Annotated in this window: 10 protein-coding genes and 1 other RNA gene; 8 read left to right on the forward strand and 3 right to left on the reverse strand. The window is 35.7% G+C overall.

Going from position 1 to position 9702, the window contains the following annotated elements:
* Together IC220_RS04980 and IC220_RS04985 are read left to right on the forward strand one after the other, a co-directional pair.
* The coding region (locus IC220_RS04980) for a transposase (RefSeq protein ID WP_188152743.1) at positions 1–175 on the forward strand (175 nt) is incomplete at its 5' end.
* A gap of 13 nt (positions 176–188) precedes the next feature.
* Positions 189–722 carry an ankyrin repeat domain-containing protein gene (locus IC220_RS04985; protein WP_188153440.1) on the forward strand — a complete coding sequence of 178 codons (534 nt, stop codon included), beginning with the start codon at positions 189–191 and terminating at the stop codon, positions 720–722.
* 148 nt (positions 723–870) lie between these two features.
* Here IC220_RS04985 and leuS read toward each other — a convergent pair whose 3' ends face one another.
* The 3 genes from leuS to IC220_RS05000 form a co-directional block, all read right to left on the reverse strand.
* Positions 871–3354 (reverse strand): leucine--tRNA ligase, encoded by a 2484-nt coding sequence (gene leuS / locus IC220_RS04990; protein WP_188153434.1) that lies wholly within the window; start codon positions 3352–3354, stop codon positions 871–873.
* Positions 3355–3386: 32 nt separating this feature from the next.
* The gene (locus tag IC220_RS04995; protein ID WP_188153435.1) at positions 3387–3977 is read right to left on the reverse strand and encodes a murein hydrolase activator EnvC family protein; all 591 of its coding nucleotides are present in this window, start codon (positions 3975–3977) and stop codon (positions 3387–3389) included.
* Positions 3978–4038: 61 nt separating this feature from the next.
* Positions 4039–4692 carry a glutathione S-transferase family protein gene (locus tag IC220_RS05000; protein ID WP_188153436.1) on the reverse strand — a complete coding sequence of 218 codons (654 nt, stop codon included), beginning with the start codon at positions 4690–4692 and terminating at the stop codon, positions 4039–4041.
* A gap of 74 nt (positions 4693–4766) precedes the next feature.
* On the opposite strand from IC220_RS05000, the gene ffs reads away from it, so the two are divergent.
* The 6 genes from ffs (at position 4767) to ispF (ending at position 9498) form a co-directional block, all read left to right on the forward strand.
* Positions 4767–4862, forward strand: an RNA gene (gene ffs, locus IC220_RS05005) — signal recognition particle sRNA small type.
* Between the two features lie 12 nt (positions 4863–4874).
* On the forward strand, positions 4875–6314 hold the full coding sequence (dnaX, locus tag IC220_RS05010; RefSeq protein WP_188153437.1) for a DNA polymerase III subunit gamma/tau: 1440 nt from the start codon (positions 4875–4877) through the stop codon (positions 6312–6314).
* A gap of 3 nt (positions 6315–6317) precedes the next feature.
* A complete protein-coding gene (locus IC220_RS05015) occupies positions 6318–6650 on the forward strand; it encodes a YbaB/EbfC family nucleoid-associated protein (protein WP_369408761.1) in 333 nt (110 codons plus the stop codon).
* A gap of 46 nt (positions 6651–6696) precedes the next feature.
* Positions 6697–7146: a helix-turn-helix domain-containing protein gene (locus IC220_RS05020; protein ID WP_223158781.1), complete on the forward strand. Its 450-nt coding sequence runs from the start codon at positions 6697–6699 to the stop codon at positions 7144–7146.
* Positions 7147–7262: 116 nt separating this feature from the next.
* Positions 7263–8111, forward strand: a complete 849-nt coding sequence (locus IC220_RS05025) for a P44/Msp2 family outer membrane protein (protein ID WP_188153438.1) — start codon at positions 7263–7265, stop codon at positions 8109–8111.
* Between the two features lie 73 nt (positions 8112–8184).
* Positions 8185–9498: a 2-C-methyl-D-erythritol 2,4-cyclodiphosphate synthase gene (ispF, locus tag IC220_RS05030; protein ID WP_188153439.1), complete on the forward strand. Its 1314-nt coding sequence runs from the start codon at positions 8185–8187 to the stop codon at positions 9496–9498.
* Positions 9499–9702: the final 204 nt, after the last annotated feature.

The following is a 9702-nucleotide window of genomic DNA, read 5'->3' on the forward strand; positions in this document are numbered from 1 at the left end:
TCCCGAAGCTGAAGGATTTCAGGTTATTCCAAAACGTTGGATAGTTGAAAGAACCTTTGCTTGGCTCTCCAATTTTAGGCGCATGAGCAAAGATTACGAACATTCTCCTCTTACCTCAAAAACCAATATTTTCTTTAATATGATTACCGTTATGCTTAATAAATTAGCTACTTAAATGATTTCAAGACATCTTCTTACACTGGGCTGCTGCAAATGGTCATCTAGAAGTAGTTAAATTATTAATTGCTAGTAGAGCGGATATTAAGGCTCAAGATGAGAGTGGGAAATATACTCCTTTACACCATGCTGCTGAAAGAGGTCATATAGAAGTAGTTAAACTGTTAATCACTAATGAAGCAGATATTAAGATTCAAGATAAGTGGGGATATCTTCCTCTATACCGGGCTGCTCAAGGAAATCATATAGAAATAATAGGATTTCTTATAGAAAAAGGAGCAAGTGTTAATGCTGCAGGTAAGTATGGCGACACAGCTCTACATTATGTTGCTCGCAATGGTCATACAGAAGCAGTGAAATTTCTTATAGCAAAATATGCAGATGTTCATGCTCTAAATGAAAATGGAGACACTCCTTTGCAAGGTGCTCAGGAAAATGATCATACAGAAATAGCAATGATTCTTATGGAAGCAATGGAAAGATCAAAGACAGCATTAACAGATGTTCAACATCCATCGCTAGGCTCTGATTCTAGGAGAAAATAAGGTAGAGAAAAAATAGAAGAAAGAGAGAAAAATCGGTAGTTTAACCTAGTGAAATAAAAAATGGAGAAACTACCGCATAAAATATTATAGCAAGTGAAGCAAAAAAAACACTCTGACAAGCGGATATTTGTTGAAGAAATTAAAATTCCTATATTACTACATTAACTATCTTGTTTTGTACTGCATATATAGAGCGAATTTTACTCCTATCAATTTTGTCCGAGATTGCATCTACAGCAATTTTCTTTAGCTCATCTACTGGTAAATCAATTACTACATTGATTGTAGAGCGTAGCTTTCCATTGACTTGTACTGCTACTGTTACTGTCTGATCAATTATTAATGCTTCATCAGCTTGAGGCCAAGGCTGAAGGTGTAACATTTCTTTACCACCTATTTCTTCCCATAAGTTTGCAGCTAAATGCGGTATGAAAGGTTCCATAACTCTGATTAATATACATATCCCTTCATCAATAAAGGATTTTCCTGTCTTTACATCTATTTCAGCGATTAAGTTCGTCATTTCACGTAGTTTTGCCACTGCGCAATTTAGTCGGCAGTTTTCTATATCACTGGTTAGTCCATGTAGGAGTTTGTGTATTTTTTTTCTGTATTCAAGCAATTCAGGTGCTGTCTGTTGACTATTATTGTAGTTTATATCTATGGGTTTTAATTGCATAACCATACGCCACAACTTATTTATATAGCGCGAACATCCTTCCACGCCACTATCTGACCATTCCATATCTTTTTCTGGAGGCGTGTCAGACAAGACAAACAGACGTGCAGTATCTACTCCGTATTTGTCTATAATAAAATTTGGATCAACCACATTTTTCTTTGATTTACTCATTTTCTCCACTTTTCCTGTTTGTACTTTTGCGCCTTTTGCTAGCAATTCTTTAGCTTCTTCAGGAAATAACCACTTGCCATTTTCATCCTTATAAGTGACATGACACACCATGCCTTGAGTGATCAATGTGCAAAAAGGTTCTTTTATGTTAAAATAACCGCATTTTGTTAGAGCTCGACAAAAAAAGCGGGAATAAAGCAAGTGTAAAATAGCGTGCTCTATTCCTCCTATGTAGTAGTCAACAGGCATGAAACGATCGCATGCGTCTTTGTTTAGCGATTTATCCTCACTGCAAAATGCAGCAAAGTACCAAGAGGACTCGAAAAAAGTATCAAATGTGTCCGTTTCACGTTCTGCTTGTTCCCCACATTTTGGGCAATTTACATATTTCCAAGTTGGATGTTGATCAAGGGGATTTCCACCAGAGGAGAAATTCACGTTTGTTGGCAGCATTACAGGAAGGTCTTGTTCTGGAACTGGAACAGTGCCACAAGCCTTACAGTATATGATAGGGATGGGGCATCCCCAGTAGCGTTGCCTTGAAACGCCCCAGTCGTGCAAGCGATAATTTATAGTTTTTTTGCCAACACCTTTTTCTTCAAGTTTTTTTATTATTACCTTTTTAGCTTCATCAACCAACAACCCGTTTAAGAATTCGGAATTGATCATTATTCCACCATCAGTATATGCTTCTTTTAAGATTTCCTGCGTGCTATCTGAAGAAATTACTGGAGTAATAGGTAAATCATATTTTTGTGCAAATTCAAAATCACGCTGATCATGTGCAGGACAGCCAAAAATTGCTCCTTCTCCATATTCCATCAACACGAAATTTGCTATATAGAGTGGTAACTCTTTATCAAGAAATGGATGCTTAACGTTTATTCCAGTGTAAATACCAATTTTCTCATCTACATTGCCTTTTGTTTCATTAATCGTCATTTCAGCGCATATCTCTTTGCCTTTTTCTTGCTGATAGGTCTTGATATCTTGTATGATTGGATGCTCTGGTGCCACTGCACAAAATGAAGCACCAAACAAAGTATGAGGATAAGTTGTAAAAACTCTTAATTTTTTGTCTAGACCAATCACATCAAATTCTATAGTGACGCCTTCTGATTTCCCTATCCAGCGCTCTTGCATTATTTTTACTTTTTCCGGCCAATTTTTTAAACTCTGCAGGCACTTCAGTAAGTCATCAGCAAAATCGCTGATCTTGAGGAACCACTGAGATAATTTGCGTTTTTCCACTATTGCACCGGATCTCCATCCTTTGCCATCAATAACTTGTTCATTTGCAAGCACTGTTTGATCTACCGGATCCCAATTGACCCAAGATTCTTTCCTATAGGCAATACCGTGTTTTAAAAAGTCCAAGAAAAATTTTTGTTCATGTGTGTAATACTCGGGTTCACAAGTGGAAAGCTCGCGATTCCAATTGTATGAAAGGCCTATAGATTTTAACTGCGTACGCATGCTGTCTATATTATCTCTTGTCCAGACTGCTGGGTTGACATTATTATCCCTCGCGGCATTTTCAGCAGGCAATCCAAACGCATCCCAACCTATGGGGTGTAAAACAGCAAATCCACTAGCCATTTTGTAGCGTGCTATTACATCGCCTATAGCATAATTACGTAAATGACCCATATGAATTTTACCAGATGGGTATGGAAACATCTCTAAAACATAACACTTCTTTTTATTACTACCCTTATTTACAGAAAAACTCCACTTGTCCTGGTAGAATTTTTCAATGCTTTTAAAATCGTATTTCATGACTTGAATTGTGCATTAAGTTGTGTTTCAGTTTAATTCATATGCAACAAAGGGTCAACTGCCTGACCATTGTACCTCATAGTGAAACATATTTGTGGGTTTTTGTCTTGTGTGCTGGATTTTCCTGCAGAACCAATGATTTGGTCTTGTTGTACCTCGTCACCAATTGCAACATATATATTTTTTAAATAAGAATATACAGTGGTATAGTGATCTTTGTGCTCTATGATAACAAGATTACCATACCATCTGAGCCCTTGACCTACATATATCACTTTACCGGACGCGGAAGCTACTACATCACTTCCATTACGAGAAGCGATTTTTATACCATCTTTGCATATCTCGTCTGTGGTATTAGATTTGAACTTTTCTGTAATTTCACCTTCAATGGGCATTATAAACTTACAATTTGTTACTTGTATGTTTTTATGTATCTTTATGGTCATTTTTTTACTTTTGTTTTTAATAACGTTATCTTTCATTAGATGATACTCTTGCATGCTTTCCAGGTCCCTTCTGCCATGAAATTCTTCACCTTTAAGCAATGCAGGTGCAGGCTTTTGTAAACCACAATTCACCAGTGCTGCTGATAATATAAAAAGTAAAACTATATTCCACATAAATTTAACTGCAGGCGATTTTTATAAATTCTATAAGTATAGGTTAAAAATTATAAATAGGTTAAAAATCAAGTTCAGTGTAATGTTGAGGAGGGGTTAATCCTGGCACTCTATCGGATAATATTTCACGAAAGCAAGGCATGGATTTAACAATGGAGTACCACTCCTTTATAATTTTACTCTTTTCCCATGGAAAACTACCTGTGTAATCTATAACAGAAATGTGTGATGCTAAAGTAATATCAGCCAAAGTAAATTTATCCGTTACAAGCCAAACATTTTTATTAATTAAGTATTCAATATATTCTATATGATAAGTTAAATTATGTCTGGCTGCATGAAGGAATCTAGAATCGGGATTGCGGTCAAGAATTATTCTTTCATTGATGATATACTTAGTGACTTCATTATAAAATTTATTATCGAACCAATTAATTAGAGCACGCACTTTAGATTTTATAATAATAGATGAGCCAAATAATCGAGTAGTATCATTATAGGTTTCTTCTAAATATTCACAGATGGCGCTGCTGTCTGTTATGATAAAACGATTATTTATTAAAACTGGTACCTGTCCTACTGGGTTGATTTCCATGAATTTATCTCGCTTCTCCCATGGATTTTCATGTATTAAGTCAAAGTTTAGCTTTTTCTCCTTGAGGTAAATTCTAACTTTTCTTGAGAACGGACAAAGAGGAAAGTGATATAACATCATAATTATTGCCTATATAACAATTGTCAGACTATAGCATGTAAGGCTTGCTAAATAAAAAAAAAAGTATAATATTGTATAAGGTATACAGACAAAAATTCTGTAACTTGGTCAGATCAGAAATGAAGCAGCCATATCAGAGCCTTTTTGGGTTGTATGCCTACTTTCATTATTTATTTTACGCTGTGAATATAGCATTAAAATATCGTCCTAGTAATTTCAAAGATTTAATAGGTCAAGAAACGTTAGTGCGTATATTAGAAAATGCATTTATTCTTAATAAAATCCCACAAGCTATATTACTTTCTGGTAATAGTGGAGTGGGTAAAACTACAACTGCAAGAATAATCGCTCTATGTTTAAACTGCTCTTCAGGGCCAACTTTTGAGCCATGTGGGTCATGTAAAAGTTGCTTAGCAATAAAAGATTCAAGGCATCCAGATGTTATTGAAATTGATGCAGCAAGCCATACTAGTATTGATGATATCAAGGTAATTTTAGGAGATATTTGTTATTCACCTCTAAGTTCTAAATTTAAGATTTATATTATAGATGAAGTGCACATGTTGTCCAATAGTGCATTTAACGCTCTGCTAAAAACACTGGAGGAGCCTCCATCAAATGTAAAATTTATTTTGGCGACTACTGAGGTAAGAAAAATACCAATAACTATTATTGCGCGTTGTCAAAGGTTTGATCTGCATAATATACCTACAGTTAAGATAGTGAAACGATTAACAGATGTTGCACAACAAGAAAACTATTCTGTTGAAAAAGGGGCGCTAGAGTTGATAGCGTACCACTCTGGAAATTCAATGCGTAATGCTTTGTTTTTGTTGAATCAAGGCGTACTGTATGGCAAAGATGGTGTGATATCCACCTCAAATATTATGAATATTCTTGGTTTAGTGGATCAAGGTATTATATTTGACTTATTACAGGCGATTTTAGATGGCGATTTACAAAAGGCTTTAACATTATTTGATAAGACAGCAACTTCTCTTAGTGTTTTTGAAAATTTATTGCAAAAAATTCAGTTGATATGTCGGTTTTTAATTACAAAAGAAATAGATGGTGTAATTGCAGAATATGAAGCTAGTAGAATAAAGGAGTTGAGTGTAAAAAAATCTATAGTATTTTTTTCTAGGTTATGGAAGGCTTTATTGAAAGGAATTCAAGATGTAAAAGCTTCAACATGCAGTGATGTGGCTGTTGAAATGATGCTGATAGGGCTTTGTTATCTTTCTGACTTACCTTCTCCAGAGCAGGTGATCAAGAAAGTGCTTTCTAAAAATGTGCAACAAGATAATAATAAACATGATTTCAATAAAATTTTAGAATTATTAAAGCAGAATAATCAAATTTATCTTTACAAACAGCTATCTAATAACGTACAATTAATAGAGTGTAGGCCTGGATGCTTAAAATTGAAGGCTATATCTAAGCTAGATAATAGCTTCTATGATAGTTTAAAAAGTTACTTAAGTAAAGCTACTATGCGCCAGTGGGTTATTATAATTGAGGAATTCACTGTGAGCAGTAGTGATAATCAGTTGCCTGCAGTTAAGGATATACTTAACACTTTTAAAGGTGCAAGGATAGTTAATATAGAAAATAAGGAGTAAGTTGTGGATTTTAGTCAAATAATGAAACAAGCGCAAGAAATGCAAAAAAAGCTTGAAGAAGCACAAAAAAAATGCATTGACAAAGAATATCAAGGTGTTTCTGGCGGAGGACAGGTTGTAGTCACTATTGTAGTTGTTAAGATAGGTAGTTACAAGGTTAAAAAGGTACATATAGCTTTAGAATGCATGAGAAATGAAGAGAAGGATGTGGTGGAAGACTTAGTTACAGCGGCGTTTAATGATGCTATCAAGAAAGCAGAAGAAGAAATGGCAAGCGTATCTTCTGATCTTGCTGGCATGATGGGGTTACCCCCTGGGTTTAAACTGCCTTTTTGAGTTTTTTTATGTGAGGTGTTTTAAAATAACGTAAGAAGAGGTGAAAATGAGTATTTATAACTTGCAAAGTGAGGGTGTGAATAAGGTTGAAGCTAACCCTATTGATATACAGATAGGGAAAAAAATAAGGCAGTGGAGATTGATGCGTGGGTTAACCCAGGCTCAATTGGGCGAGAAAGTAGGAGTTACGTTTCAGCAGATACAAAAGTATGAAAATGGAATAAACCGAGTTTTAGTTAGCAGGCTATATGATTTGGCAGTGGCTCTGTCAATAGATGTGTCACACTTCTTTTCTGATATACCTAACAATACAACAAAGTTAACAAGTTTACATGAAGGTGAAAACAAGGAAGGCTTTGATTATAATTATGGTGAAGGTGATGCAGAAAGTAAAGAGATATTAGGATTGGTGAGAGAATATAGAAAAATAAAAAGCAAAAAATCACGTAGTGCGGTGTATTCATTAATAAAATCTTTATCTTTCTCTCAAGATTAGTGTAAACTTCAAATATTTTCTGTTATTAAGTTATAATATTAGCTTGACTTATAGAAAGTTTAGCTTAAACTACAAAAGTGGAATTTTATTTTTTTTTTTATTAACGAGGGCAAATTATGAATTATAAAAAAATTTTTTCAGCAACAGCTTTAGTGACGTTGCTGAGTTTATCACACTCTGCTTTCTCAGATCCTGTTGGTGATGTGGAAGATGGAGATTCTAGTTACTACATTCGTGCACAATATCACGGTGATTTTTTCAACGTCATGAGTGACAAAGAACTTAAGTGGATGGATGGTACTACTGCAAAATCTCTTCTCGGTTTTAAAAAGGATGGGACAGGCGCAGAAGCTCCTTATAAACCTAAGTACACACCTTCTTTACTTGCTGGTGGTATTGCAGCTGGTTATACAATGGAAGGCATTAGAGCTGAGTTTGAAGTGTTTTATTCTGGCTTAGGCGTTGATGGTTCAGAGTATAAGCAAGGTGGTGATGCTAAACCTGACAATGCAAAGGCATTTGGTAAGGCAGATAGTACCTTAGTAGGGGATGTTGTTGCTAATGCAAAGGGAACAAATGATGGGTTTAAAAGTATAGTAGCAATGGTTAACGCATATTACGATGTAGATCTTGGTATGGAAAATATCCCTGTCACTCCTTATGTTGGTGCTGGTGTTGGTGCTTCACGTACTACATTTGCTGGTAACAGTAATTTTAAATTAGCTTATCAAGCAAAAGCTGGTATTAGTTATGCTGTGACTCCAGAGATCAAGGTATACGGTGGTTATCGTTATTTTGGTATGTATGGTGCCGAATTTAAAGATTCTGTGCTACAATACAAGAAGGGAGGTAGCGGTGCTGATAAGGATACTCTCGAGGATGTGAAGATAACTCTACAACAAGAAGGCCTTTACGGTACACTTGGTGTGCATGGTATTGAAGCTGGAGTGATGTTTCACTTCTAATCTCTTGAATTGACTGTCATTCCAATGTGTGGCTTTAAGTTACATTTTGGAGTGGCAGTTTTTTTATAGCCTAATGCGTAAGCTTAAGAAGTGTGTAGCATTGATAGTTGCTGCTGGTGTTGGCAATAGGTGTAATACTTCTATTCCTAAACAATACATAAAATTTGCAGGTGAACCTGTTTTACTTCATGTAATTAAAAAATTTCTAGCTAATCAGTACATAGACTGCGTAAGAGTGGTAATTAATAGAAACCACGAGCATTTTTATAGGGATGCAGTGTCCTCAATTGTGAATACTAAATTAGACCTCTTGCAAAACCGATTTATGACGAGAAACGTTTTAGGAGAAACGCAGGCGAGCACCGCAGAATACTTAGATGTATTTGAGGAGCGTAGGCAAGTTTTGACAACAAAATTGCCGTCAGAAATAGATTTTGCAAGAGGTCTATTAATGAGCCCAGTGTATGGAGGAGAAAGCAGGCAAGATTCAGTTAGATTAGGTCTAGAAAGCTTGCAGACCGATTATGTGATGATACACGACGCTTGTAGACCCTTTGTTTCGCATACCTTAATAGAGAAATTAATTGAATCTATGAGCTGTGGTAATGAGTATATGGGAGTTGTTCCTGCAATAGAGGTTGAAGATACTGTGTCACTGGTGGATAATGGTTCGATCAAATCTACAATCTGCAGAACAAAACTCAGGGCGATACAAACTCCTCAGATTTTTAATTTTGCGGAATTATTGTTATGTCATCAATCAACCAAAGAGAGTTTTACTGATGATTCTTCACTGGTGATGGCATATAACAAGCATGTTGCAATTATTCAGGGTGAAAAAGGCAATTTTAAGTTAACTACAGAGGAGGATATTAATATGGTAACTGCAGAGTCAAAGTATCGTGTTGGAAGTGGTTATGATATACACAGGTTTAAAAGCAGCTTGATTAAAAAATGCTTGATTAAAATTTGTGGTGTAGAAGTTGAGAGTGAAATGGCAATAGAGGCTCATTCTGATGGTGATGTTGCTATACACGCAATTGTTGATGCAATATTAGGAGCATTGGGATGTGGTGATATAGGAGAGCATTTTTCTCCTGATGATCTCCAATGGAAGAATTGCGATTCATCTTATTTTCTTAATTTTGCTGCTGAAAAAGCGCAAGAAAAGGGATACAGTGTATCTAACTTGGATATTACTGTGGTATGTGAAAAGCCTAAAATATCACCTTATAAAACAGAAATGAGGAAATCTATAGCAAAGATACTCAAAATTAGTGATGAGCTTGTAAACATTAAAGCAACGACAGCAGAGAAGTTAGGTTCCATTGGCAGAGCGGAAGGGATAGCAGCATACGCTACAGTGTTATTGTATTCGTTCAAATAGGCTATTGCTTAGGTAGTGTAGACATTCAAAAAGAAAGGAGTTATAATAACAATTTTTGAGAGAAGCTAAGGATGTTATACGACTTAAAAGATAAGCAATGGGAAAGGATAAAGGAGAGTTTACCCGGAAAGAAAGGGGATAGTGGAAGGAGTGCAAAGGACAACAGAAAGTTCATAGCAGCAGTGATGTGGATAGGGCGAACAG

Origin of the sequence: Wolbachia endosymbiont of Pentalonia nigronervosa (genome assembly GCF_014534705.1) — a bacterium.
In the GTDB taxonomy this organism is placed as follows: domain Bacteria; phylum Pseudomonadota; class Alphaproteobacteria; order Rickettsiales; family Anaplasmataceae; genus Wolbachia.

Excerpts from the sequence above, each read along its gene's own strand:
- IC220_RS05000 (WP_188153436.1), bottom strand. The coding sequence starts at position 4,692 with ATGATGTTATATCACTTTCCTCTTTGTCCGTTCTCAAGAAAAGTTAGA.
- leuS (WP_188153434.1), bottom strand. The coding sequence starts at position 3,354 with ATGAAATACGATTTTAAAAGCATTGAAAAATTCTACCAGGACAAGTGG.
- ispF (WP_188153439.1), top strand. The coding sequence starts at position 8,185 with ATGCGTAAGCTTAAGAAGTGTGTAGCATTGATAGTTGCTGCTGGTGTT.
- IC220_RS05020 (WP_223158781.1), top strand. The coding sequence starts at position 6,697 with ATGAGTATTTATAACTTGCAAAGTGAGGGTGTGAATAAGGTTGAAGCT.
- IC220_RS04995 (WP_188153435.1), bottom strand. The coding sequence starts at position 3,977 with ATGTGGAATATAGTTTTACTTTTTATATTATCAGCAGCACTGGTGAAT.
- IC220_RS05025 (WP_188153438.1), top strand. The coding sequence starts at position 7,263 with ATGAATTATAAAAAAATTTTTTCAGCAACAGCTTTAGTGACGTTGCTG.